Raw genomic sequence first — 23,339 nt, 5'->3', positions numbered from 1 at the left:
TTTCCGCGCGCTAGCATTCAAGTGCGTGCATTTGTATTTGCACGTGCTGCTTGATTGCGGGTCTGCCGCACGTAATTTGAGTTTGAGATTGGTCGGACCACCCTGGGGAGCGGGCGTGATGGATCTGAGAGAATATACAAGACAATACGCGGTACAGGACAATACGCTTGCCGCCCTTAGCTATTTTGGAACATTTGCGGTGTATTTCGCATCGCTGGCTTTGGCGATTACGTATGTGGACCAGTGGTATGTCATGATTCCGGCAGGGATCGTTTTTGCCTTTTCTGCAGTCCGTCTATACGTGCTGCAGCATGATTGCGGTCACCATTCGCTGTTTGAAACCCGTCTGCAAAACGAATGGGCTGGCCACGGATTGTCGCCATTTACCTTCGCCCCGTTCGAAGTGATGAAGCAGAACCATAATCTGCACCATGCTGGGATCGGAAACCTCGAACATCGCGAGACAGGTGAAATTCACACAATGACGCTGCGCGAATGGAACGAAGCCGATTGGAAAACGCGTCTGTTTTATAGGCTTTACCGGAACCCGTTCATTCTTGTGCCAGTTGGTGCTTTGTTCACCTACTTCATTCGCTATCGCTGGCCCAAGAATACTGTTCGGTTTGGGGTGATGGGTGTGCTGCTGCATAACCTCTCAATTATCGTTTTTCTTGGGCTGCTTTACCTGATTGCAGGCGCCACCGGTATTTTAGTCTGGTTGGTCTTTTCTCTGCTCGGGGGCATGCTTGGTGTGTTTCTAGTGTATCTGCAGCATAATTTCGAAGACACCTATTGGAACCGACGTCCTGAGTTGGACCCCAAGCTAGCAGCACTGGAAGGATCATCGGCATTGGATTTCGGTTGGTGGTTTGACAATGCCGTAGCTTGCATCACCTTGCACGACATTCACCACTTCAATGCGCGCATTCCGTCCTATCGTCTGCGCGCGTGCCACTATAACTTACCCCCGGAATACACGCCGCGTCGGATCAAATTTCCCGAAGCAGTGGCGGCACTGAACCTGAAGCTTTGGGATGAGGAAGCCAAACGCCTTGTCCCATTCCCCAACAGAACCGAACAGCACCGGCTGGCCGAAAGCGGTTAACGTTACAAATGCTGTCACTCTCTCTACTTTTTCGTCAATGCCAAAACATTTGCGTTGCCAAGGGGAGACAACGAAAGGAACCGACATGACCGCAGTTATCGACGTGAGTGGGGTAGGGCCAACGCTGGAGCGGGCGCTGAATTCAAAGGGCTTCAAAACAGCAGAAGCCTTAGCAAAGGCCAAACCTGAAGACATGCTTGGTATTCCGCGCGTCGGTATTGCCCGCGCAACCAAGTTGATCGCAGCGGCGAAGGCTGTTGCAGGTGCCAAACCCAAGGCCGCGGCTCGTGCACCAGCACGCGGCCCAACCACGCAAAAGCCAGCAGCAAAGCAATCTGCGGTACGTCGGGCAACTGCAAAAAGCAATGCCGCCGCGAACAAGGCCGAGGCCGAGCGAAAAGCCACAGAAGAACGCCTTGCGGCGGAGAGACTCGCTGCCGAGGCCAAGGCGAAGAAAAAGGCAAAGGCCAAAGCCAAGGCTGAGAAGGCTGCGAAGAAGAAATCCGAAATGGAAGCAGCATTTTCCAAAGCCAAGGAAAAGGTCAAGGAAAAGTCCAAGAAGGGCAAGAAAGACAAAAAGCCCAAAAAGGACAACAAGAAGAAGGACGCTAAGAAGAAGTCTGACAAAAAGTCCGGCAAAACGTCTGAAAAAAAATCTGGTAAGAAGAGCAATAAGAAAAAGGCGAAGAAGTAACTCTTCTTCGCCTTGTCAATCGGGAACCGGCATCATCGATGCCGGTTTTGTTATGCCAGTTTACCGTCGATCTGTAGCGTAAGCTTGCCGCCCAGATAGGGGCCCATGGCTTCAGGCAGGGTCACCGTGCCATCTGCGTTTTGGCCATTCTCAAGCACGGCGATCAGGCAGCGCCCGACAGCCAGACCAGACCCGTTCAAGGTGTGAACATATTCCGGCTTACCGCCAGCTTCTGGCCGGAAGCGTGCGTTCATTCGGCGGGCCTGGAAATCACCGCAGGTCGAAACCGAACTGATCTCGCGATAGGTGTCCTGACCGGGTAGCCAAGCCTCGATGTCATAGGTGCGACGTGCGCCAAAGCCCATATCGCCCGTGCACAGAATGACGGTGCGATAGGGGATGCCCAGTTTTTCCAGAATGCCTTCGGCGCAGCGCAGCATGCGTTTTTGCTCGTCGTCCGATTTGTCCGGATGCGTGACCGAGACCATCTCGACCTTTTCGAACTGGTGCTGGCGCAGCATCCCGCGCGTGTCCCTGCCTGCCGAGCCCGCTTCGGACCGGAAGCACAGGGAATGCGCGGTATAACGGCGGGGCAGATAGCTTTCCTCGATCATCGTGTCGTTGACGATGTTGGTCAGCGACACTTCGGAGGTTGGGATCAACCACCAGCCCTCGCGGGTCTGATAGCTGTCCTCGCCGAATTTCGGTAGCTGGCCAGTGCCTTGCATCATTTCCGAGAGAACCAGAACCGGGCCGTTAACCTCGGTCAGCTCGTTCTCATTGATATGCGTGTCCAGCATGAATTGCGCCAGAGCGCGATGGATGCGCGCGACGCCGCCCGAGAGCAGCACAAAGCGCGAGCCAGAGAGCTTGGCAGCCGTCTCAAAATCCATACCGTTCTGAACGGCTTCGATTTCAAAATGCTCTTTCGGGGCAAAATCCAGTTCACGCGGCGTGCCCCAGCGGCTGATCTCGACATTGTCATTCTCATCCGCGCCCTCGGGCACATCCTCTGCCGGCAGGTTGGCGATACGGATCAGCTGGTCGGTCAGCAGAGCATCCAGATCCTTGGCTTCAGTCTGCATCCGGGCCACTTCGGCCTTTTTCTCGGCCACCAGCGCGCGCAGACGTTCGAATTCGGCCTCATCGCCGCGTCCTTTGGCGGCACCAACCTCTTTCGAGGCCTTGTTTTGCTCCGCCTGCGCCGTCTCGGCCGCGAGGATTTTCGCGCGGCGGCTTTCGTCTAGCCTCAGCAGGTCTGACGACACCGGCGCGTCCCCACGGCGCGCAAGGGCGGCGTCGAAGGCGGCTGGGTTTTCGCGAATGGCGCGGATGTCGTGCATGGTTCAGATCCTTAAATGCGTGAATCACTGAAACCGCTTATGCACCATCTGAAAGGAAGGGTGTAGCGCCGGTTACGACTTATCCGCTTCGTCGTGCGTTTCATGTGCCAGATGGCCATCCCACTCTTCCGCTGGGATCTTCGGCTCGGGCGGATCAGCCATGTACGAAGGTGTCATGATTTGCACGTTGTTTTCGTTGAACACGGCAACGATGTTGCGATGCAAATCTGAGCGGATCTTCGGGATGATACTGCCCCGTGTGCTATATCCGTTGATCTGATAATTGATCGCGTAATCCGCCAAAGCAGTCCACAAAACAAAGGGTTCGGGTTTGGCTTTGATGCTCTTGGTACGATGTGCGGCCTCGATCAGCATCGCTTCGACCTTCTCGGGCGGTTCTTCATATCCGATCCCAACCGTTGTATGCAGCAGCAACCCATTGCCATCGGTTTTTTTCGAGAAATTAACCACGTCCGAATTCATCAATTGCGCGTTCGGGATCGAGATCAGCTCATTCTTGATCGACTTCAGATGTGTCTCCATCAGCTTGATCTGCACTACATCTCCGATGTGGTCTCCGATCTGGATACGGTCCCCGAGCGAAGTCGAGCGGCGATAAATCACGAAAAGCCCCGCCAGCATATTCGAGACCACCGAGTTCGCGCCCAGCGACAGCATCGCGCCGACAAGGATAGTCAGTCCCTGAAAGGCCGCAGAGTCCGATCCGGGAATGTAAGGGACAGCGAACACCAGTGCGATCAGTATCACAACAACCCGGGCGATGTTAAACGTGGGGCCAATCCAGTGTTTCTCGAAATCGCCAAGATCGAACGATCCCGCTTCGACTGCGTCAAAAAACACGCGCATTCCCCGGATGATATACATCGTTATCCAAGTGATAAGCACCAGCATGATCAGGTTCGGGAAATAGCTGAGGATACCCTTGAAGATCAGCAGGACCGGCTCGGTCAGGTAGGTCAGCAGCAATTGCGCAAAGTATCGCGTTTCGGCAAAGGCCAGCAGAACGAAGGAGAGATAGTAGTAGAAGCCAAGGAAAAAGATCACCAGCAGTACGAAATTCAGGGCATACCGGATCAATGCCGCTATGGCCTCGGCCTGGACGCTCTTGGCGGTCGCGGTTTCGACGTCTTTGAGATAGCGTTTAACCAGTTTTAGCGTCCGCCGCCTGATGCGTCGGTGTAACCAGAGAATGATGACAACGAATAACGCGAAGCCGAGCGTCCAGGCCAGGGCCTCGATAGCACCCGAAACGCGTGCTTGCTCCGTGCGATTGGCGCGGTAGTTTTCGATCGCCTGTTCAATAGCTTGGCCGTGCAATAATCCGAGAACATTCAGATCCATTTGTTCAAGTTCGGAATCCGCATCGGTCACGATCGAAACTTGGATGCCATCGGCAAATATCCGGATCCCGAATTCAGAGTCCTCGAAGGTTATCGAAACTTTCTTTGCATCCGAGGATTCGGCTACTTCTATGATCTTGTTCTGAACACCCTCCGCCCGCTCGTTTGCGGGCAAAGCGCTGGAGCCGCGCACATGAAACAGGGTATCGCCATCAATGATAACCGGAGCCTGAAAGGTCTGTGCTTCAGAATCCTCTGTGTTTTGTTCTTCTCCGATTACGTTCTGTGACCAAAGTGGTGGTGCCAACAGACAAAGAGAAACCGTCAAGAGGATTAGGCGAATATACTTGCCAAAGGTCTGGATTAATTGAATCATTGGGGCCCCCTGGCCACAACTATATCCGACTTGCCGGGGCTGCCTAGAACATATCTGCAACGTCCCGCATCAATCCTGTGCACTTGATAGGTGAATTGCAGATGCGTTTGCTTGCAAACGTCTGAACCAAAGCATAGGTTCGCGCCAACTTTGCAGAGAGCCCTCTGCATTACCAGAACAAAGGAATATGTCATGGAAGGTGGCGCAATCGCCCAGTTTCTCCCGCTGATCCTGATTTTCGGGATCATGTATTTTCTGCTGATCCGCCCGCAGCAGAAGAAGATGAAGGAACATCAGGCCATGGTCGAAGCCGTGCGCAGGGGTGATCAGGTTGTCACGCAAGGTGGGCTGATCGGCAAGGTATCCAAGGTCAAGGAAGGCGATAACGAGATTGAGGTCGAGATTGCCGAAGGCGTGAAGGTTCGCGTGGTCAAATCAACCATCGCTCAGGTTCTGAACAAGACCGAACCGGCGAAATAACTTCGCGCGTCAAATCCTTGAAAAGGCAGGGTAATGCTGCAAATTGATTCCTGGAAACGGGTCCTAATATGGTCGGTCTGCGTGATCGGCCTACTGTTGGCCCTGCCGAATGCGTTCTATACACGCGTTGAGCAATCGAATGATGCCAAAGCCGCAATTGAGCTTGGCATCGATACACCTGAGATGCAGGCAGAGGCGGCGCAATGGCCGAACTGGCTGCCTTCATCGCTCGTCAATCTGGGTCTCGATTTGCGCGGCGGCGCGCATCTGCTGGCTGAAGTTAAGGTTGATGACGTCTACGAATCTCGGATGGAGGCGATGTGGCCCGAAATCCGCGATGCGTTGCGCGATGAGCGCGCCACGGTAGGCACCATTCGCCGACAAGACTCGGCCCCTGATGAGATTCGCGTGCGCATTAGTCAGCCCGAAGGTATGTCGCGTGCGCTGGAAGTCGTACGCGGTCTGGCGCGTCAGGTGCAAACACTGACCGGGGTTGGGGCCACTGACATCGAAGCCCGCGCTGAAGGAGATACCATTGTCGTACAATTGTCCGAGGCTGAAAAGCTTGCCTCGGATGACCGTACGGTGCGTCAGGCGCTTGAGATTATTCGTCGCCGCATCGACGAAGTCGGCACGCGAGAACCGACAATCCAACGCCAAGGTGCTGACCGGATACTGATACAGGTGCCGGGCATCGGTAGCGCAGGTGAGTTGAAAGACATTATCGGCACCACGGCTCAGCTGACGTTCAACCCCGTGGTGGGGCGCGGTACTGATCCTGACGCCATCGCGGGTGTGGGTGAAGAAGTTGTTCCTTCGATCGATGAGGACGGGGTTTATTACACCTTGGAATCAGCGCCGGTGGTAACCGGGGAAGAGCTGGTCGACGCACAACCGTCATTCGATCAGAACGGACGCCCTGCGGTCAGCTTCCGTTTCAATACTTCTGGTGCCCGCAAGTTTGGTGACTACACGCTAGAAAATATCGGCGCGCCGTTCGCCATTGTTTTGGATGATGAGGTGATCTCGGCCCCTGTAATCCAAAGCCATATTCCTGGCGGTTCCGGCATCATCACCGGTAACTTCACGGTGGAGGAAAGCACCAATCTGGCGGTCCTGCTGCGTGCGGGGGCCTTGCCTGCGGGCCTGGAATTTCTTGAAGAGCGCACCATCGGCCCGGAGCTGGGGCAAGACAGCATCGATGCGGGTAAAGTCGCGACAATCGTGGCGTTTGTCGCGGTATTGGTGTTCATGGCGCTCAGCTATGGCCTGTTTGGCATCTTCGCCAATATTGCGCTGATCCTGAATGTGGGATTGCTCTTCGGACTGCTCTCGTTGATCGGTGCGACGCTGACCCTTCCAGGGATCGCTGGCATCGTACTGACGGTCGGTATGGCTGTGGACGCCAATGTGCTGATCTTTGAACGCATTCGCGAAGAACTGAAATCTGCCAAAGGCCCTGCGCGCGCAATCGAACTGGGCTATGAAAAGGCGCTTTCGGCCATTCTGGACGCGAACGTAACCACATTCATCACCGCAACCATTCTGTTTGCCATGGGTAGCGGGCCGGTACGCGGGTTCTCCATTACACTTGGTCTGGGTATTCTGACCTCGGTCTTCACCGCGATCTTTGTAACGCGCCTGATGATCGTAATCTGGTTCGAACGCCGCCGTCCGAAAACGATCGAGGTTTGACATGAGACTGAAACTCGTACCGCAAAACACCTCGTTCGATTTCTTCAGCCGCTGGAAGATCTGGCTGGGTATTTCGGGCCTGATGATGGTAATTGCGTTTACCTCGTTCCTTCTGCAGGGGCTGAACTTCGGCATCGACTTCCGCGGGGGCACCACGATCCGCACGCAATCCGCGCAAGAGATCGACGTGGGCGCCTATCGCGACGCCATCGCGCCGCTGGAACTTGGCGACGTGACCATCACGGAGATTTTCGATCCGACATTTGGCGAGGATGAAAACGTCGCGATGATCCGTATTCAGGCACAGGATGGAGCCGAAGCTGTGTCTGCAGCAATCGTGACCGCCGTTGAAGAAGCGTTGACTGTTGCAGCGCCGGACATTCAGTTCGTTTCGGTCGAATCCGTGGGCCCCAAGGTCTCGGGCGAGTTGATCCAGACCGCAGTGATTGCTGTCGCCTTGGCCATCGGCGCGGTGCTTGTCTATATCTGGCTCCGGTTCGAATGGCAGTTTGCTCTGGGTGCGGTCGCCGCGCTGGTGCATGACGTGATCCTGACCATTGGTATCTTCTCGGAACTGCAAATTCGCTTTGACCTGGCCATCATCGCGGCGCTCCTGACCATTGTCGGCTATTCGCTGAATGACACCGTGGTTGTCTTTGACCGCGTTCGCGAAAACCTTCGCAAATACAAGAAGAAAGACCTCAAAGAGGTTTTGAATATCTCGATCAATGAAACGCTCAGCCGGACGGTGATGACCTCGGTGACCACGCTGCTGGCGTTGATTTCACTCTATGTCTTGGGCGGGGATGTGATCCGCGGCTTCGTCTTCGCGATGATCTGGGGCGTGATTGTCGGGACCTATTCGTCGGTCTTCGTGGCCTCGACCATCCTGCTGTGGCTGGGGGTCAAACGCGACTGGTCGAAACCGTCGAATACGGCGGGCAACCAATTTGCCAACATCGATGCCTGAGTATTTCGGCCAGACCCCAACCGGTCTGGCCGTACTCATTTTCGCTGCTTTTATTGGGGGCATCGTGCGCGGCTTTTCCGGCTTTGGCACAGCCCTGATATTCTTGCCCATCGCCAGCCCCTATCTTGGACCTTTCGGCGCGATCATCGCGCTGACAGTTATGGACATATTCGGTCCCATCCCAAACCTACGCCGCGCATGGTCTGTCGTCGACAAAGGAGATTTGGCGCGCCTTCTACTCGGATGCGCATTAGTTCTGCCGGTCGGCTTATGGCTGCTGACGCGTACGCAACCCGAAGTATTTCGCTATTTGGTCAGTGTGATCTCGTTGTCGATGCTTGTCGTACTGATATTTGGTCTGCGCTATCGCGGGACGGTGCGGCGCCGCATGGTTGTGGCAATTGGCGGGGCAGCGGGGCTGCTCGGTGGAGTGGCCGGGATACCGGGACCAGCTGTCATCCTGTTCTACATGTCGCGCCCATTGCCGGTTGAGATAATCCGCGCGACGATCCTACTGTTCCTGTTTGTTTTCGATTTGCTGATCCTTGGATACCTCGGCGGGATGGAGCGTCTTTCGCTGGCAAGCATTGGATTGGGCCTCGCGCTGGCGATCCCCAACATCGCCGGTAACTGGCTGGGGGGCTGGATGTTCCGACCCGAACATGAAAGGCTGTACCGCGCCGCAGCCTATCTGGTGATCGCAACAGCGGCCTTGTCCGGCCTGCCGCTTTGGGGCTAGAACCCTCCGCATGCGCTTAAATGAGATCACATATACAAACGCTCAACCCGTCGATGGCTATGGCCCTGGGTTCTTTCGGATCGGTGGGCAGGTTCATAAAGGGGCAGTCTTGACCGGCCCCACCGGAACTTCGATTTGGGCAGGATTCTCGGAGGCGGATCCGCTTTTGGCCTTGTCCGAACATGTCGACGTTCTGTTCATCGGTACGGGCAAAGACCTGACCCACATCCCCACCGACCTACGCACTAGGCTAGAAGAGGCGGGGCTGGGTGTCGAAATCATGAACTCTCCGGCTGCCTGCCGCACCTACAACGTGCTACTTTCCGAAGGCCGCCGCGTTGCGCTTGCGCTAATTCCGGTCTGAGGATCTGTTCTTCATCTGGCTAAAAATTTCCCAGGGCGTGTGAGGGGCCGGCCCCTCACTGCGATCCAACCAGCCGCTCTGCGGCAATTCCGACCTTTTGCCCACACGCACAATCCGCTAAGCGGGCTTCATGACTTTGAAGGTAACCGATCTGGCTATCGCACGCGGCGGTGTTCCCGTGCTCGAAGGGCTGAGCTTCTCGCTTGAGGCCGGAAGGGCGCTGATCCTGCGGGGGCCGAATGGGATCGGAAAGACAACATTACTGCGTACGCTTGCGGGCCTGCAGCCGCCGCTGGCGGGGCAGATCAACGGGGCAGAAGACCAAATCGCTTACGCGTCCCATTCTGACGGGTTAAAGCCGACCCTCACCGTGGTCGAAAATCTCAACTTCTGGGCGTCGGTGTTTGGCGTCCGTGATATCCAGCATGCTCTGGATGCATTTGAGCTGAATGAGTTGGCTGACCGTCATGCGGGCAATCTCTCGGCGGGGCAGAAACGGCGTCTTGGATTGGCGCGAATGCTGGTTACTGGTCGCCCGATCTGGATGCTGGATGAGCCGACGGTCTCGCTGGATCGTCACGCCGTGCAGATGTTCGCGGATGCGGTACGCGCGCATCTGGGGCAGGGTGGTTCGGCCCTCATCGCGACCCATATCGATCTTGGATTGGACGGAGAGGTTTTGGACGTTGGCCCCAACAAGGCCAAACCCAAACCCTTCGACGATTTCGACGGAGGCTTCCTGTGATCGCTTTATTGCTGCGTGATCTGAAATTGGCCTTCCGCGCAGGGGGTGGCTTTGGCCTCGGTCTTGCTTTCTTCCTGATCGTTACCGTTCTGGTGCCATTTTCGGTAGGCCCGCAATCCTCGTTGCTTTCGACCATCGCTCCGGGCGTTCTTTGGCTGGGCGCTTTGCTGGCGTGTCTGCTATCACTTGATCGCCTGCTGGCTCTGGATTGGGAAGACGGCTCGCTTGATCTGCTCGCCACTGCACCGCTGCCACTGGAGTCGGTCGTCACCATCAAAGCGCTGGCCCATTGGCTGACCACAGGATTGCCGCTGGTATTGGCCGCGCCGTTTCTGGGCGTTTTACTAAACCTGCCTGTACCTGGGTTTTCGTGGCTGGTGATCTCACTGCTGCTTGGCACCCCGGCGATGAGCGTTATCGGCACCTTCGGCGCCGCCCTCACCGTGGGCCTGAAGCGGGGCGGTCTGCTCCTGTCGCTTCTGGTTTTACCGCTTTACGTGCCGACATTGATCTTCGGGGCCGAGGTTGCCCGACGCGGTGCGACAGGCATGGAGACGCAAACGCCCCTGCTTATGCTGGCAGGGATTACCGCCGCTACGGTCGCACTTTTACCATTTGCCAGCGCCGCCGTGCTACGCATCAATCTTAGGTGATGGGAACAAAGCTTGACTGAGGTCAATTGAGAACCATGCCGACTCGGACTAGATAGGGCCCATGACAATCGCAGCCAAAGCCAACGCCCTTTGGGAATACGCCAATCCGCGCAAGTTCCTCGCCACCAGCGAGCGGGTTCTTCCGTTCTTCTGGATCGGTGCAGGTCTTTGTCTGGTCGTAGGATTGATCTGGGGCTTTTTCTTTACCCCCGATGACTACAAGCAAGGCTCGACCGTAAAGATCATATATCTACATGTCCCGGCCGCTCTGATGGCAATCAATTGCTGGCTGATGATGCTGGCAACCTCGCTCGTCTGGCTGGTGCGTCGCCACCATGTCAGTGCGCTGGCCGCCCGTGCCGCTGCGCCCATCGGCATCGTGATGACGCTGATCGCATTGGCCACCGGAGCCATCTGGGGCCAGCCCATGTGGGGTACATGGTGGGCCTGGGATCCGCGCCTGACCTCGTTCCTGATTCTGTTCCTGTTTTATTTGGGTTATGTCGCGCTATGGGAGGCGATCGAAGATCCGGACACCGCGGCTGATCTGACCTCGGTCCTTTGCCTTGTGGGCTCGGTCTTTGCATTCCTCAGCCGGTATGCGGTGAATTTCTGGAATCAGGGGCTGCATCAGGGGGCTTCCGTGATGCGTGCAGGGGCGATCACAGGTACGGATACCGAGGAGAAGGTTAGCAACATCTACTTCTATCCGCTGCTCCTGTGTATCATCGGCTTTGTGCTTCTGTTTATCGCGCTGGTCTTCTATCGCACGGGCACCGAAATCCGAGCCCGTCGAACCAAGGCGCTGATGGCGCGGGAAAGGGTGAACGGATGATCCCTGATCTTGGAAAATATGCCGATACTGTTTTGTGGTCCTATGTTGTATCCATCGGGCTTCTGATTGCGCTGGTGGGATTCAGCGTGATCCGAGGCCGCAAGGTGCGGGCTGAGATGGAGAAAGTCGAACAGAGGATGTCGCGCAATGGCTAAGATTTCGCCCCTGATGATCGCGCCTCCTCTGATTTTCGGAGCCTTCGCTGTGCTTGCTGGAATCGGCATGTTCCGCGACGATCCCAATGCCTTGCCTTCGGCGCGCGAAGGGCAGCCTGCTCCGCCCGTCGTTCTGACAGAATTCGCAGGTAAACCCGGTTTCGACGATGCCACCCTACGTGATGGCGAGGTTAAGCTGGTCAACTACTGGGCCAGTTGGTGCGCCCCGTGCCGGGTCGAACACCCCAACCTGCAGGCTTTGTCCGACGAGGGTATCCCGGTTTACGGCATCAACTACAAAGACCAACTGGACAATGCCGAGGCTTTTTTGACCGAGCTGGGTGATCCCTATGCCGGGATCGGACGGGATGAACAGGGCCGTATGGGGCTGGATTGGGGCGTCTACGGCGTGCCCGAGACCTATGTGGTCGATGGTGAGGGCACGATTATTCTGCGCTGGGCCGGGCCGATTACGCAGCGGGTGATCGAAAGCACGATCCGCCCGGCGCTTGAGAAAGCCGCGGGGGGCTCATAAGCGATAGCCACCCGTCACGGTTAACACCTCGCCGGTGATAAACGACGCGGCATCTGAGGCCAAGAATCTAACGGCCTTGGCGATATCCTCGGGCCTTCCAGCGCGTCCTAAGGCGGTGTCGTTGACAAACAGAGCAGTCAGTTCCTCTGACCGAGGTGCTTCGGGGATGTTGATTGCGCCTGGCGCCACTGCGTTGACACGTATCCCCTCGGGCCCAAGCTCTTTGGCCATGGCGCGGGTCCATAGGTTCAAGGCCGCTTTACTGGCGCCATAGGTCACAGCGTCTCGGGGGGGCAGGACCGCGTTCATTGATGAGATGCTGACGATTGAGGCATCGCGTTTCAGATGCGGCAGCGCGGCGGTTAACAACGCGGCTGGAGCCAGTAGGTTAAGGTCCAGAATGGCGCGATGGTTCTCGGCCTGAAATTCTTCTTTCGGCGTAGATTTCACCAGACCGGCGTTATTGACGATCACATCAAGCCGCCCAAAGTGCTGCACTACCTGTTCGATCACGTTGGCAGGCTGATCTGGCGCGGACAGGTCGGAACGTATGGCCAGTTTATCCCCGCCCAAAAGATCTGGCATCGGTTCGCTCGACAGCCACGTAAATGCAATGCGGTGATCGCGGCCCAGGTCTTCGACGATTGCGCGCCCAATGCCGCGCGCGCCGCCGGTTATCAATGCGACTTTTTCCATAGTCGCAGAAAATCGGTAAAGCGGCAGGGATTCAAGCAGTTACTTGCGAACCAAAATCCAGATCATTGCGCCGATGAAGGCAAATGTGGTCAGGTTCATCAGGGTGTCTGTCAGATCACCGATCAGCATGGATTTGCCCCTCCTCTCGTAACCCTCGGAATAGGCAGACCATCAGCAGAACCGAGATGAACACAAAGGGCAGCGCTCCAAGTGAGATCAGGACTTTGACCGAGTCCACCGAGCCCGACAGGATCATCGCGACGCTCAACAGGCCCAGTAATGCGCCCCAGATCAGGCGCACGCGCGGGGGTGGGTTCTCATCCCCCTCGGTCGAGAATGTGCCCAGCACAAAGGCCGCGCTGACGACGCTGGTTACGATGAACAGAAACGCCGCGGCTACGGTTGCGAGTGTTGTGATCAACGACAAGGGCAAACGGTCGAGCAGGGCGAAGGTCACACGCTCGATGTTTGTTTGCGTATAGGCCAGCAATTCTCCGGCACCGTTGAGCGCCTCAAATAGACCGATGCCGCCAAAGGCGCCGAACCAGAGGATCGAGAACAGTGTGGGTGCGAAGAGCACTCCGATCACGAATTCTCGGATCGTGCGACCGCGAGAGATGCGCGCGACGAACACGCCGACAAATGGCCCCCAGGCGATCCACCAGACCATGTAGGTCAGGGTCCAGTCGCTGAACCATTTGGTGACGTCATCGCCAAAGAACGTGAAGGTCTGAAAGCCCCGAGGGATGACATTGGTGATGTAATCGCCGAACCCCTGAACCACAGTGTTCAACAGATACTCTGTGGGGCCGAGGACCACTGTGTAGGCCACCAGACAGATCGCGATCAGCATTGCTGCATTCGACAAGCGTGCCATGCCTTGGCCTAGGTCGATCAACAGCGCAGGGATGTAGGCTGCGACCATCGCCAGAAAAACAACGCCGATCAGAAGGGCGCCAACCGATTCCCGACCAGCTAGAACCGCGATCCCGTCCGCAACCTGAAACACGCCCATGGCCATGGAGCCGCCGACTCCGATGGCGATTGCGACGATGGCCATGAAATCCGACAGCCACCCGACACGCTCGGCCCAACGTTCTCCGGGGAACAGGCTTTTGATCGGGGCGCTGACCATCATGCCCGTCCCGCGCCGAAAGCTGAAATAAGCGATGGTCAGAGCGGTGGAGCCGTAAATCGCCCAGGCGTGCAGCCCCCAGTGGAAGTTCGTCGCCAGCATCGCCTGCTGCGCGGCGACATAGTCAGGGGCCATGCCTGAGATGAAGTTGAAATGGGTCAGAGGTTCGGCGACTGCCCAGAACAGCAATCCTACGCCCATTCCGGCCGAGAACAGCATTGAGATCCAAGTGGCGGTCGAGAACTCGGGCTCTTCATTATCCCGGCCCAAACGAATGTTGCCATAGGGCGAAAATGCCAGAACCAAACACCCGATCAACATGCCCGAGGCCGCAAGCATCACGAACCAGCCACGGCTGTGGAAGGTTTGCTGCACGATGCCGTTGGCCCAAGTCACCAGGCTTTGGATATCGATCACGCCCCATATCCCGATCACCGAGATGACGATGAGCGAGCAAACCAGCAAGGCGTTAGGTTTTTTCATAGTGATTGGGTTCCAGATGTGCTTTCGCCCAACAGTTTCAGATTTTTGAATGAATGGCCAGAAAACAAAACCCCCGGCGCTGGGCCGGGGGTCAAGATTGGGTTGTAAGCTATTGCGTTACGGAGATTTTGCGAGGTTGCGCAATACATATTGCAGCACGCCGCCGTTTTCAATGTACTCGATTTCGGGTGCGGTATCGATGCGGCACTTCAGGTTGATGGTCTTCTCTGTGCTATCGCCGTAGACGATGGTGCAGGGAACTTCTTGCAGCGGTTCAATGGTATCCAACCCGTCGATCGAGACGGTTTCATCCCCTTTCAGACCCAGCGACTTGCGGTTGTCGCCGCCTGTGAATTCGAACGGGATCACACCCATTCCGACGAGGTTTGAGCGGTGGATACGCTCAAAGCTCTCTGCGATCACGGCTTTGACACCCAACAAAGCAGTCCCTTTGGCCGCCCAGTCGCGCGAAGACCCCGCGCCGTATTGCTCGCCCCCGAAAACGACCAGCGGTGTGCCGTTTGCCTGATAGGCCATCGAGGCGTCATAGATCGACGTCTGCTCGCCATCAGGTCCTTTTGTATAGCCACCTTCAACGCCGTCCAGCATCTCGTTCTTGATGCGGATATTGGCGAACGTGCCGCGCATCATGACCTCGTGGTTGCCACGGCGCGACCCGTAAGAATTGAACTCGCGCGGCTGAACCTGACGTTCAATCAGGTACTTACCAGCCGGAGTTGTTGTCGCAAAGGACCCAGCGGGTGAGATGTGGTCGGTGGTGACCATATCCCCCAGAACGGCCAGAACCTTCGCCCCGTCGATATTCGAGATTGTGCCGGGTTCATGTCCCATGCCCTGGAAATAGGGCGGGTTCTGGATGTAGGTTGAAGCAGGTGGCCAGTCGTAGGTTTCTGCATCGGTGGTCTCAACCGACTGCCATTTCTCGTCGCCTTTGAAAACGTCGGCATATTTCGATTGGAATGCCTCGCGCGTCACGGTTTCCTGCACCAGATCAGAGATTTCCTTTTGGCTCGGCCAGAGGTCTTTCATGAATACATCGTTACCGTCCTTGTCCTTGCCGATTGGCTCGGATGTCAGGTCGATATCCATGGTGCCCGCCAGTGCGTAAACGACAACCAGCGGCGGTGAGGCCAGATAGTTCGCGCGGACATCAGGCGAGATTCGGCCTTCAAAGTTCCGGTTTCCGGACAGAACCGAGGTCGCGACCAGATCGCCCTCGGCAATCGCTTCGCTGATTTCTTTCTGGATTGGACCCGAGTTACCGATACAGGTGGTGCAGCCATAGCCAACAAGGTTAAACCCGATCGCGTCCAGATGTTCCTGTAGACCAGCAGCTTCAAGATACTCGGACACCACTTGCGACCCAGGGGCCAGAGAGGTTTTGACCCAAGGCTGACGATTCAGGCCCAGCTCATGCGCTTTCTTCGCCACCAGACCAGCGCCAATCATGACATAGGGGTTCGACGTATTGGTGCAGGAGGTGATCGAGGCGATTACAACCTTGCCGGACTCCATTCCATATTCTTCACCTTTGACTTCGACCTGCTTTCCCATCGGGCGCTTGAAGGTCTCAGCCATTTCCTTGGTGAATGCGGCTTTGGCATCGGTCAGGGCAACATAATCCTGCGGACGTTTCGGGCCCGAGATAGCGGGAACGATCGTGCCCATGTCCAGTGACAGGGTGTCGGTGTAGATCGGGCTGTAATTCTCATCCCGCCAGAACCCGTTTTCCTTGGCATAGGCTTCGACCAATGCCAGACGATCCTCATCGCGCCCGGTATTGTGCATGTAGCGCAGGGTTTCGCCGTCGAGGGGGAAGAACCCACAGGTCGCGCCGTATTCGGGGGCCATGTTGGCGATGGTGGCACGGTCAGCCAGTGGCAGCCGGTCCAGTCCTTCGCCGTAGAACTCGACGAATTTGCCGACCACACCTTTCTCGCGCAGCATCTCAACGACCTTCAGAACAAGGTCAGTACCGGTTGTGCCTTCGACCATCGAGCCCGTCAGTTCAAAGCCCACCACCTCGGGGATCAGCATCGAGATCGGCTGGCCCAACATCGCGGCCTCGGCCTCGATCCCGCCAACGCCCCATCCCAAAACGGCCATGCCGTTCACCATGGTGGTATGGCTGTCGGTGCCAACCAGTGTGTCGGGATAGGCGACCTCTTCGCCACTTTGATCTGTGTCGGTCCAGACGGTTTGCGCCAGATATTCAAGGTTCACCTGATGGCAAATGCCAGTGCCGGGGGGCACAACGCGGAAGTTGTTGAACGCACCCTGACCCCATTTGAGGAACTGGTAACGCTCCATATTGCGCTCATATTCGCGGTCCACATTCATCTGAAATGCGCGCGGGTTACCGAACTCGTCGATCATGACCGAGTGGTCGATGACCAGATCAACCGGGTTCAGCGGGTTAATTTTCTGGGCGTCACCACCCAGCGCCTTGATGCCATCACGCATTGCGGCCAGATCAACCACCGCCGGAACGCCGGTGAAGTCCTGCATCAGCACGCGGGCAGGGCGGTAGGCGATCTCTCGCGGATTCTTGCCGCCATTTGCGCCCCATTCGGCGAAGGCCTTGATGTCATCTACGGACACCGAGAACCCGTCATCCTCGAACCGCAGCATGTTTTCCAACACCACTTTCAGCGCGGCAGGCAGGTTCGAGAAATCACCCAGGCCTGCTTCTTGAGCAGCTGGAATCGAGTAATAGGAAATGGATTTACCATTCACGTTCAGACTGCGGCGTGTTTGGGCTGTGTCCTGTCCGACCTTGATGGGCATCTTTGGCCTCCCTCTCGAATGATTTGGATACTGGAATTCGCTATGGCTTATCTGCATCACGGCACGCGTTGTTTCAAGGTGCAACGGGTCGCATACATATAAAATTGTATACCATTGCACACATTTTGCCGAAGATTGAAGGTTTCGGTCTCAAGAAACCTTGATTGGCAGTTTTTTCAGTTTCGATCTAAACCAGTTGAGCACTCCGCGAAAACTGAGAGAGATAATGTATAGATCAGCCGCCGTGACCGCGTTTGTTTCGCTTTTTCTTGCCGTTTCAGCAGACGCTCAGGATGATCCGGTTGTTGTCGAGCTGTTTACATCGCAAGGGTGTTCGTCCTGCCCACCCGCGGACCGGATCATGCATGAACTGGCCAAGCGGGATGATGTGATCGGGCTGGCGCTGCATGTGGACTATTGGGACTATATTGGGTGGAAAGACGAATATGCCGATCCCGACCATACGGAGCGTCAGAGAGCCTATGCGCGCGAAGGTGGGCGGACGATGATTTATACACCTCAGATGGTTGTGAACGGTCAGCAGGACGTGGTGGGTGCAAAGTCGTTTGAGTTGGAACGGCTGATCGACGCGCACCAGACCGCAGCGCCCGAAGCTGAGGTAAGCGCCACGCGTATGGCTAACGACGTGACTGTGAATGTTGTCCCGGTCGAGTTGGCGGAAGGTGAAACCTATGATGTGCGGATCGTGCAATATTCGCCGATGCGTCACGCCTCAATCCGGCGTGGGGAACTGGCTGGGCACGAACTGGATTATGCGAATGTGGTTGAGAATTGGCAGGTGGCCGGTCACTGGGATGGCCAAACACCGCAGAGCTTCACTGCGTCGCTGTCTTCGGATTTACCGGCGGTAGTTCTGATCCAACGTACAGAGCATGGTCCGATCGTCGCTGCGGCAAGAGTCGAATAATCAAGGCATATCTTTGGGTTGAACGCCTAGTCCACGCCAGGCCTTCCAGCGGCGGTGAATCCAGAACCATTGCCCCATATGTTGACGCACCATCGCCTCCAGATCGTCATTGGTGAACTGGGTCATGCTTTTGGCATCGGTATGAGGGACCGGGTCGTGCAGGACGATGTCAAAATCGATCCCATTGGGTTGGCGCACCGCATAGCAGGGGATCAGCACGGCCTTGTACTTGATCGCAAGTTCCGCGTTCAGCACCGAAGTCACGGCGGGTTTGCCGAAAAAGGTCAACTCTTCGCCGCCATGCGCATGCAGATCGGATACGATGGCGATAATACCTCCGCTTTTGAGCGACCTGACCATCTCCACCATGCCCCGGCGCCCCTGTTCGAACATGGGGGAACCAGTCTGATGGAATGCTTCGACATACATGTCGTTGAAGTACGGGTTAGCCATGCGGCGATAAAGGCAGCCGATGGGTCGACCGCTGCGGGCCTGCAAAGCGACGCGCGCTGCCAGATAATGACCAAAATGCGCTGTGATCATCATCACCGGACGTCCCTCGGCGACGGCGGTATCGAACGCCTGGACACCCGATCCAGAAACTTTGGCCTTGCTTTGCCGATCAATGAAACCATCGGCCGAAAAGTGCTCCATGATCGCGCGTCCAGCATTGTCAGGCACGGCGCGGCAGATTCGCTTGACCTCGGCCTCGGGTAAGTCGGGGCAGGTGAGTTTCAGATTGCGGCGCACACGGGTCCGGAAACCAACCAAAGGCGCAAGCCAGCGAACAATTGCTCCCATCGCGCCGATACGGCGCTCGTATGGCAGCAGGCGCATACAGCCGATCACACCGGTCAGAAACAAGTTGGCGATGTAGTATTTTCCAAGCTCAAAGCGGCTCAGTTCCGACTTTTCGACGGGCATGGGGAAGGACACCTGAGTGTTGTGAACTGCGCGCTCAGACATACAGTCCTCATCGTGCGATCACAAGTAGCCGCGCCGGGCCAGATTATTCTTCAGCCTCTTCCGTTTCGATAAGTGTAATCGCGCCTTCGTCCAGAAGGGCGCGAATGGCGGCGACGATCTGAGACATCGCATCCTCGGTATCGGATTGTTTGACCTTGCCACGTTCGGCCATTTCTTCACGCAGATTATCTGCCATGCGAGAGGACATGTTCGCCAAAAAGAACTCGACCGTTGCAAGGTCTTCGTCGGTGCTGGCCCCGGCAAGTGCGGTGACAAGAACAGGTTGGTCCACGCCGCGCAGAATCGCAGGAATATCACGGGATTGGATTCGGGAGGGCACGTGCGAAAAGATGAAGATCGATTGCCGGACGGTATTGGCAAAATCGGCGTCCTCCTCATCCAGTGCGATCAGCAAACCATCACGCGTCGCCGCAGCGGACTGGTTAAGAATTGCGCCCACACGCTTACCCGGGCCGTCCCGAAAGGCGGGCTCGGGGCGTTGATCCAATTGAGCAGCCAAGGACCAACCAATCCGCTCAACCGCCTCAGGCGTCACGTTGGTCGTTTTCGATACCGCATAGGTTATCCGCCGCGCCGTGGGGCCGGGCAGGTGGCCCAGCAATTGTGCAGCCTTGGCGGTTTCTAATTTTGACAGCATGACGGCTGCGACTTCGGTGCTTTCAGCCTTGGCCATTTCGGCCAGATCTTCTGCAGCTACCTCGCGCAATCGTTGCCACGGGTCACCGATCTGGCGTACCCCCGCCACCTTGCGTAACCGGGCAGCGGTGGCCGGGGCAATTTTGCCATTCACGGCATCCAGAGCGCTGGCCAGCCCATGTGGGAATGAAAGACCGACACCATCTAGCGCATCGGCAAATTCTTGTGCGACAGCGGCGAGCGTCACTCGGTCAACCAGTCCCATTTGACCCAGTTGATGGGTCAACTGCTCCTGCAGCAGGTCAGGCAGTTCCTCAAGAGGTATATCCGCGCCTTCGTTCAGAAGAAGCCGGACAACAACCGCAGCCTTTTCCCGATTGCTGAGATTGCGAGGCACGACGCGTGGAGCGTCGTTCTCTTGGTCTGCCGCCGGGGCCTGAGCACCCGGCGACATCTGTACCATTAGGTTCGTATCCTGCATCTGCCTGCATTGCCAATATTGCGTTACAGGTAGATTAGGTAGACTCAGGTAAAGAAACCCTGAAACTCAGTAGCTATAGGTCAGCCCGGTGCGAATAGCCTCGCGCAGCGATGCTTCGGCCCAAGTTCCTTCACCGCCGCGCGCCTTGATCTCGCGCCATTGCGCTATGGCCAGTTCGGTCTTTCCTTCGGCGACAAAGCCCTGACCCATATAGCTACGGGCGAGGATGTTATCAGGGTTTGTTTCGATGGCTTTCTGATAGAAGGTGTTGGCCAGTTCCAACTCACCCATTTTGCGATAGGTGAAGCCCCAATAGGTCTGCACCCGATCGTCATCTTGGTTCATGATACGCAGAATGCCCTGCGCGTTCTCATATTGCCCGTCATAGGCCAACTCACGCACGGCGTCATACAACTGATCGTCGGAAAACTTGGATTTATCTGGTTTAACACAGCGCCCTGCAGACTCGTCGTAAACCCGACCAAACAGGCACTTCTTGGTGGTATTTGTCGGCTTGGGTGGGCTGCTATCACCACCACCCGCAGCAATTGCCATGGGTGCGAAGGTAAAGGCCTGAAGAGCGATGGCCGAGGCTAGTACGAGACGCATGTTCCTACTCCGTTGTCAAAGTGACTTGTTACAATCATAGCGTGATCTACAAAAAAGCTAACGATTGACTGATCGCTTTTATTCACAAGCAGGAAATAAAAATGTCAGCTATTGACGATTTTCATGCAGCTTTGGCTTTCGCTGTCCCATGTCGTGCCTTCCGCACAGGACTGGGTTTGCTTTGCATGACCGCTGCAAGCAAGCCCGGCGGTGCCTGCGCAAATCAAAGCAATTGCACATAGAGCAGTTCTTAGCATCGTGTTTACCTTTCGCGGAAAAGATGCCAGCAGATTACCCGAGTTTTGCCAATCTGGCAAAGAAACAAGGCCCGGCCTGAACAAACAGGCCGGGCCTTGCCTAATTCCGGTCCGGGTTTATTCGCCGAACACGCGCGCGAAAATCGTATCAACGTGTTTGGTGTGGTAGCCGAGGTCGAATTTCTCTTCGATCTCTTCCGGGCTCAGCGCGGCGGTTACATCAGCGTCGGCCAGCAGTTCCTCTTTGAAATCGGTACGATGCTCCCAGACCTTCATCGCGTTGCGCTGAACCATGGCATAGGCATCCTCGCGGCTGACCCCTGCCTGTGTCAGCGCCAGAAGAACCCGCTGGCTCATCACAAGACCAGGGAACTTGTTCATGTTTTCAAGCATGTTCTCGGGGAAGATCAGCATCTTGTCGATCACCCCTGTCAGGCGGGCAAGGGCAAAATCCAGAGTGATGGTGGCGTCCGGCCCGATCATGCGTTCGACCGAGGAGTGCGAAATATCGCGCTCATGCCACAGCGCCACGTTCTCCATCGCCGGGACCACGGCGGCACGCACCATACGGGCCAGACCGGTCAGATTTTCGGTCAGCACCGGGTTCTTCTTGTGCGGCATGGCCGACGAGCCCTTTTGGCCCATCGAGAAAAACTCGGCCCCCTCCAGCACTTCGGTCCGCTGCATGTGGCGGATTTCGATGGCGATGTTTTCGATGCTGCTGGCGATCACGCCCAGCGTGGCAAAGAAGGCCGCGTGACGGTCGCGCGGAATGACCTGCGTGCTGATCGGCTCGGGCACCAGACCAAGCTTGTCGCAGACATGCTCTTCGACCTCGGGGTCGATGTTGGCGAAGGTCCCAACCGCGCCGCTGATCGCGCCGGTGGCGATTTCCGCGCGGGCGTCGCGCATACGGGACAGGTTGCGGTCCATCTCGGCATAGAAACGCGCGAAAGTCAGACCCATGGTAGTGGGCTCTGCGTGAATACCGTGGCTGCGACCGATGCGGATCGTGTTCTTGTGCTCGATAGCGCGGCGCTTGAGGGCGGCCAGCAGACCTTCGAGATCAGCGATCAGGATGTCAGCGGCACGGGTGAGCTGCACGTTAAGGCAGGTGTCCAACACGTCGGAGGAAGTCATGCCCTGATGCACGAAACGGGCCTCTTCGCTGCCTACATGTTCGGCCAGGTGGGTCAGGAAGGCGATGACGTCGTGCTTGGTAACGGCTTCGATCTCGTCGATGCGGGCAACGTCGAATTCGACGTCCTTGGCTTTCCACACCGCCTCGGCGTTTTCACGCGGGATCACGCCCAGATCGGCCATTGCGTCGCAGGCATGGGCCTCGATCTCGTACCAGATGCGGAACTTGCTCTCGGGCGACCAGATGGCGACCATCTCGGGGCGGGAATAGCGGGGAATCATTGGCGGCAGCACCTTTTTGTGATTGGGATGAGGCGTTGGCGCGGGGTTTAGCCGCGCATTGACCAAGGAACAAGGCGCGAGTGCTGGGATGAGACGGTTTGCCCTGATTTTGTTGCTTTGGCCGGGAATTTTATCCGCTGAGGAGTTTCGGCGGCTGACAGGGGATGAAATCCTGATGGCGCTTGTGGGCAAGAAACTCGACTACGGTGAAGGTATCAGCCAGACCTTCGATGACAGCATGCACACGCAGTACTTTTCCGGTCGCCCTAGCGCGGGGCGCTGGGCTGTGCGTGAGGATCGATATTGTTCGGTCTGGCCGCCATCTGATATCTGGGCTTGCTACGATGTCGAGGAAAGCGGAGATACGATCCGGTTTGTAGATGACGCAGGCAATACGACTGACGGAACCTTTGTGAAGTGAACCTACCCAGGAATATCGCGGATTTCCAAGGGGTTTGGAGCCTGACACGCCTCATCCGGGATGAGCGTGCGGGCCAGATCATTCATGCGGATGGTCAAGCAGAGTTGCAGCAAGATGCGCTGGGGTTGGTGTATGACGAGACGGTCACGCTGCGCATCCCGGGGCAGCCTGCAATGACGGGAACGCGTCGATACCTTTGGCGTGATGCTGGGGATCAGATTGCCATTCACTTTGACGATGACCGGTTTTTTCACGCGCTCAAGCTAGGACAGCCCCGCGCCGAGGACCACCACGATTGCCCGCCAGACAGCTATGATGCAGTATATGATTTCTCGGGATGGCCGCGCTGGACTGTCCGTTGGAAAGTGACCGGACCGCGAAAATCCTATGAAATGGAGACCAAATACGCGCTGCGATAGCGTAATC

Annotated in this window: 24 protein-coding genes; 15 read left to right on the top strand and 9 right to left on the bottom strand. The window is 56.6% G+C overall.

Features of this window, described 5'->3' with window-relative positions; genetic code table 11:
- Nucleotides 1-118 precede the first annotated feature (118 nt).
- On the top strand, nt 119-1,105 hold the full coding sequence (locus ACRZ91_RS05465) for a fatty acid desaturase (protein ID WP_480903154.1): 987 nt from the start codon (nt 119-121) through the stop codon (nt 1,103-1,105).
- On the top strand, nt 1,053-1,799 hold the full coding sequence (locus tag ACRZ91_RS05460; protein ID WP_480903152.1) for a helix-hairpin-helix domain-containing protein: 747 nt from the start codon (nt 1,053-1,055) through the stop codon (nt 1,797-1,799). Before ACRZ91_RS05465 ends, ACRZ91_RS05460 begins: the two co-directional genes overlap by 53 nt.
- Nucleotides 1,800-1,849: 50 nt before the next feature.
- On the opposite strand, the gene serS is transcribed toward ACRZ91_RS05460, so the two are convergent.
- Nucleotides 1,850-3,142, bottom strand: coding sequence for a serine--tRNA ligase (gene serS, locus ACRZ91_RS05455; protein ID WP_480903150.1), 1,293 nt, complete (start codon nt 3,140-3,142; stop codon nt 1,850-1,852).
- Between the two features lie 72 nt (nt 3,143-3,214).
- Complete coding sequence (locus ACRZ91_RS05450) at nt 3,215-4,879, bottom strand: mechanosensitive ion channel family protein (RefSeq protein WP_480903148.1); 1,665 nt, start codon at nt 4,877-4,879, stop codon at nt 3,215-3,217.
- A 192-nt stretch (nt 4,880-5,071) separates the two neighbouring features.
- Between ACRZ91_RS05450 and yajC the strand changes: the two genes are divergently transcribed.
- The 10 genes from yajC (at nt 5,072) to ACRZ91_RS05400 (ending at nt 12,050) form a co-directional block, all read left to right on the top strand.
- Nucleotides 5,072-5,359 carry a preprotein translocase subunit YajC gene (gene yajC / locus ACRZ91_RS05445; protein ID WP_010442042.1) on the top strand — a complete coding sequence of 96 codons (288 nt, stop codon included), beginning with the start codon at nt 5,072-5,074 and terminating at the stop codon, nt 5,357-5,359.
- Between the two features lie 33 nt (nt 5,360-5,392).
- The gene (gene secD / locus ACRZ91_RS05440; protein WP_010442043.1) at nt 5,393-7,054 is read left to right on the top strand and encodes a protein translocase subunit SecD; all 1,662 of its coding nucleotides are present in this window, start codon (nt 5,393-5,395) and stop codon (nt 7,052-7,054) included.
- Between the two features lies 1 nt (nt 7,055).
- The gene (gene secF / locus ACRZ91_RS05435; protein ID WP_010442044.1) at nt 7,056-8,024 is read left to right on the top strand and encodes a protein translocase subunit SecF; all 969 of its coding nucleotides are present in this window, start codon (nt 7,056-7,058) and stop codon (nt 8,022-8,024) included.
- On the top strand, nt 8,017-8,763 hold the full coding sequence (locus tag ACRZ91_RS05430; protein ID WP_170472309.1) for a sulfite exporter TauE/SafE family protein: 747 nt from the start codon (nt 8,017-8,019) through the stop codon (nt 8,761-8,763). The genes secF and ACRZ91_RS05430 overlap by 8 nt, the downstream gene beginning before the upstream one ends.
- Nucleotides 8,764-8,773: 10 nt before the next feature.
- Nucleotides 8,774-9,127 (top strand): Mth938-like domain-containing protein, encoded by a 354-nt coding sequence (locus ACRZ91_RS05425; protein ID WP_480715436.1) that lies wholly within the window; start codon nt 8,774-8,776, stop codon nt 9,125-9,127.
- A gap of 130 nt (nt 9,128-9,257) precedes the next feature.
- Nucleotides 9,258-9,872: a heme ABC exporter ATP-binding protein CcmA gene (gene ccmA / locus ACRZ91_RS05420; protein WP_480903145.1), complete on the top strand. Its 615-nt coding sequence runs from the start codon at nt 9,258-9,260 to the stop codon at nt 9,870-9,872.
- A complete protein-coding gene (ccmB, locus tag ACRZ91_RS05415) occupies nt 9,869-10,525 on the top strand; it encodes a heme exporter protein CcmB (RefSeq protein ID WP_074733966.1) in 657 nt (218 codons plus the stop codon). The genes ccmA and ccmB overlap by 4 nt, the downstream gene beginning before the upstream one ends.
- A gap of 61 nt (nt 10,526-10,586) precedes the next feature.
- A complete protein-coding gene (locus ACRZ91_RS05410) occupies nt 10,587-11,360 on the top strand; it encodes a heme ABC transporter permease (RefSeq protein ID WP_170472303.1) in 774 nt (257 codons plus the stop codon).
- Entirely contained in the window at nt 11,357-11,515 is a 159-nt protein-coding gene (gene ccmD / locus ACRZ91_RS05405; protein ID WP_010442050.1) for a heme exporter protein CcmD, read from the top strand. Before ACRZ91_RS05410 ends, ccmD begins: the two co-directional genes overlap by 4 nt.
- Nucleotides 11,508-12,050, top strand: a complete 543-nt coding sequence (locus ACRZ91_RS05400) for a DsbE family thiol:disulfide interchange protein (protein WP_010442051.1) — start codon at nt 11,508-11,510, stop codon at nt 12,048-12,050. Before ccmD ends, ACRZ91_RS05400 begins: the two co-directional genes overlap by 8 nt.
- On the opposite strand, the gene ACRZ91_RS05395 is transcribed toward ACRZ91_RS05400, so the two are convergent.
- From ACRZ91_RS05395 to acnA, 3 genes are all read right to left on the bottom strand, one after another.
- Nucleotides 12,045-12,746 carry an SDR family NAD(P)-dependent oxidoreductase gene (locus ACRZ91_RS05395; protein ID WP_480903142.1) on the bottom strand — a complete coding sequence of 234 codons (702 nt, stop codon included), beginning with the start codon at nt 12,744-12,746 and terminating at the stop codon, nt 12,045-12,047. The genes ACRZ91_RS05400 and ACRZ91_RS05395 overlap by 6 nt on opposite strands.
- Before the next feature lie 115 nt (nt 12,747-12,861).
- A complete protein-coding gene (locus ACRZ91_RS05390) occupies nt 12,862-14,364 on the bottom strand; it encodes a BCCT family transporter (RefSeq protein WP_480903140.1) in 1,503 nt (500 codons plus the stop codon).
- Between the two features lie 117 nt (nt 14,365-14,481).
- Nucleotides 14,482-17,172 carry an aconitate hydratase AcnA gene (gene acnA, locus ACRZ91_RS05385; protein WP_480903138.1) on the bottom strand — a complete coding sequence of 897 codons (2,691 nt, stop codon included), beginning with the start codon at nt 17,170-17,172 and terminating at the stop codon, nt 14,482-14,484.
- 226 nt (nt 17,173-17,398) lie between these two features.
- Between acnA and ACRZ91_RS05380 the strand changes: the two genes are divergently transcribed.
- Nucleotides 17,399-18,100, top strand: coding sequence for a DUF1223 domain-containing protein (locus ACRZ91_RS05380; RefSeq protein ID WP_480903136.1), 702 nt, complete (start codon nt 17,399-17,401; stop codon nt 18,098-18,100).
- On the opposite strand, the gene ACRZ91_RS05375 is transcribed toward ACRZ91_RS05380, so the two are convergent.
- The 4 genes from ACRZ91_RS05375 to purB all read right to left on the bottom strand — a co-directional run bounded on the left by ACRZ91_RS05375 (nt 18,101) and on the right by purB (nt 22,492).
- Nucleotides 18,101-19,024, bottom strand: coding sequence for a lysophospholipid acyltransferase family protein (locus tag ACRZ91_RS05375; RefSeq protein WP_170473356.1), 924 nt, complete (start codon nt 19,022-19,024; stop codon nt 18,101-18,103). It lies immediately after the preceding gene.
- A gap of 85 nt (nt 19,025-19,109) precedes the next feature.
- Complete coding sequence (locus tag ACRZ91_RS05370; protein ID WP_480903134.1) at nt 19,110-20,186, bottom strand: flagellar motor switch protein FliG; 1,077 nt, start codon at nt 20,184-20,186, stop codon at nt 19,110-19,112.
- 84 nt (nt 20,187-20,270) lie between these two features.
- On the bottom strand, nt 20,271-20,813 hold the full coding sequence (locus ACRZ91_RS05365) for a tetratricopeptide repeat protein (RefSeq protein WP_260022641.1): 543 nt from the start codon (nt 20,811-20,813) through the stop codon (nt 20,271-20,273).
- A gap of 374 nt (nt 20,814-21,187) precedes the next feature.
- Nucleotides 21,188-22,492, bottom strand: a complete 1,305-nt coding sequence (purB, locus tag ACRZ91_RS05360) for an adenylosuccinate lyase (RefSeq protein WP_480903132.1) — start codon at nt 22,490-22,492, stop codon at nt 21,188-21,190.
- An 88-nt stretch (nt 22,493-22,580) separates the two neighbouring features.
- Between purB and ACRZ91_RS05355 the strand changes: the two genes are divergently transcribed.
- On the top strand, nt 22,581-22,913 hold the full coding sequence (locus tag ACRZ91_RS05355; RefSeq protein WP_480903130.1) for a hypothetical protein: 333 nt from the start codon (nt 22,581-22,583) through the stop codon (nt 22,911-22,913).
- On the top strand, nt 22,910-23,332 hold the full coding sequence (locus tag ACRZ91_RS05350) for a DUF6314 family protein (RefSeq protein WP_480903128.1): 423 nt from the start codon (nt 22,910-22,912) through the stop codon (nt 23,330-23,332). Before ACRZ91_RS05355 ends, ACRZ91_RS05350 begins: the two co-directional genes overlap by 4 nt.
- Nucleotides 23,333-23,339: the final 7 nt, after the last annotated feature.

It is taken from the genome of Ruegeria sp. O11, from assembly GCF_056535285.1.
This window is presented reverse-complemented; position numbering and strand designations above follow the sequence as displayed.

Coding starts and splice junctions, on each gene's coding strand:
- ACRZ91_RS05365 (WP_260022641.1), bottom strand. CDS start 20,813: ATGCGTCTCGTACTAGCCTCGGCCATCGCTCTTCAGGCCTTTACCTTC.
- ACRZ91_RS05390 (WP_480903140.1), bottom strand. CDS start 14,364: ATGAAAAAACCTAACGCCTTGCTGGTTTGCTCGCTCATCGTCATCTCG.
- secD (WP_010442043.1), top strand. CDS start 5,393: ATGCTGCAAATTGATTCCTGGAAACGGGTCCTAATATGGTCGGTCTGC.
- ACRZ91_RS05425 (WP_480715436.1), top strand. CDS start 8,774: ATGCGCTTAAATGAGATCACATATACAAACGCTCAACCCGTCGATGGC.
- ACRZ91_RS05375 (WP_170473356.1), bottom strand. CDS start 19,024: ATGCCCGTCGAAAAGTCGGAACTGAGCCGCTTTGAGCTTGGAAAATAC.
- purB (WP_480903132.1), bottom strand. CDS start 22,492: ATGATTCCCCGCTATTCCCGCCCCGAGATGGTCGCCATCTGGTCGCCC.
- ccmA (WP_480903145.1), top strand. CDS start 9,258: ATGACTTTGAAGGTAACCGATCTGGCTATCGCACGCGGCGGTGTTCCC.
- ACRZ91_RS05430 (WP_170472309.1), top strand. CDS start 8,017: ATGCCTGAGTATTTCGGCCAGACCCCAACCGGTCTGGCCGTACTCATT.
- serS (WP_480903150.1), bottom strand. CDS start 3,142: ATGCACGACATCCGCGCCATTCGCGAAAACCCAGCCGCCTTCGACGCC.
- ACRZ91_RS05355 (WP_480903130.1), top strand. CDS start 22,581: ATGAGACGGTTTGCCCTGATTTTGTTGCTTTGGCCGGGAATTTTATCC.
- ACRZ91_RS05395 (WP_480903142.1), bottom strand. CDS start 12,746: ATGGAAAAAGTCGCATTGATAACCGGCGGCGCGCGCGGCATTGGGCGC.
- ACRZ91_RS05400 (WP_010442051.1), top strand. CDS start 11,508: ATGGCTAAGATTTCGCCCCTGATGATCGCGCCTCCTCTGATTTTCGGA.
- yajC (WP_010442042.1), top strand. CDS start 5,072: ATGGAAGGTGGCGCAATCGCCCAGTTTCTCCCGCTGATCCTGATTTTC.
- ccmD (WP_010442050.1), top strand. CDS start 11,357: ATGATCCCTGATCTTGGAAAATATGCCGATACTGTTTTGTGGTCCTAT.
- ACRZ91_RS05370 (WP_480903134.1), bottom strand. CDS start 20,186: ATGGTACAGATGTCGCCGGGTGCTCAGGCCCCGGCGGCAGACCAAGAG.
- ACRZ91_RS05410 (WP_170472303.1), top strand. CDS start 10,587: ATGACAATCGCAGCCAAAGCCAACGCCCTTTGGGAATACGCCAATCCG.
- acnA (WP_480903138.1), bottom strand. CDS start 17,172: ATGCCCATCAAGGTCGGACAGGACACAGCCCAAACACGCCGCAGTCTG.
- secF (WP_010442044.1), top strand. CDS start 7,056: ATGAGACTGAAACTCGTACCGCAAAACACCTCGTTCGATTTCTTCAGC.
- ACRZ91_RS05465 (WP_480903154.1), top strand. CDS start 119: ATGGATCTGAGAGAATATACAAGACAATACGCGGTACAGGACAATACG.
- ACRZ91_RS05450 (WP_480903148.1), bottom strand. CDS start 4,879: ATGATTCAATTAATCCAGACCTTTGGCAAGTATATTCGCCTAATCCTC.
- ACRZ91_RS05380 (WP_480903136.1), top strand. CDS start 17,399: ATGTATAGATCAGCCGCCGTGACCGCGTTTGTTTCGCTTTTTCTTGCC.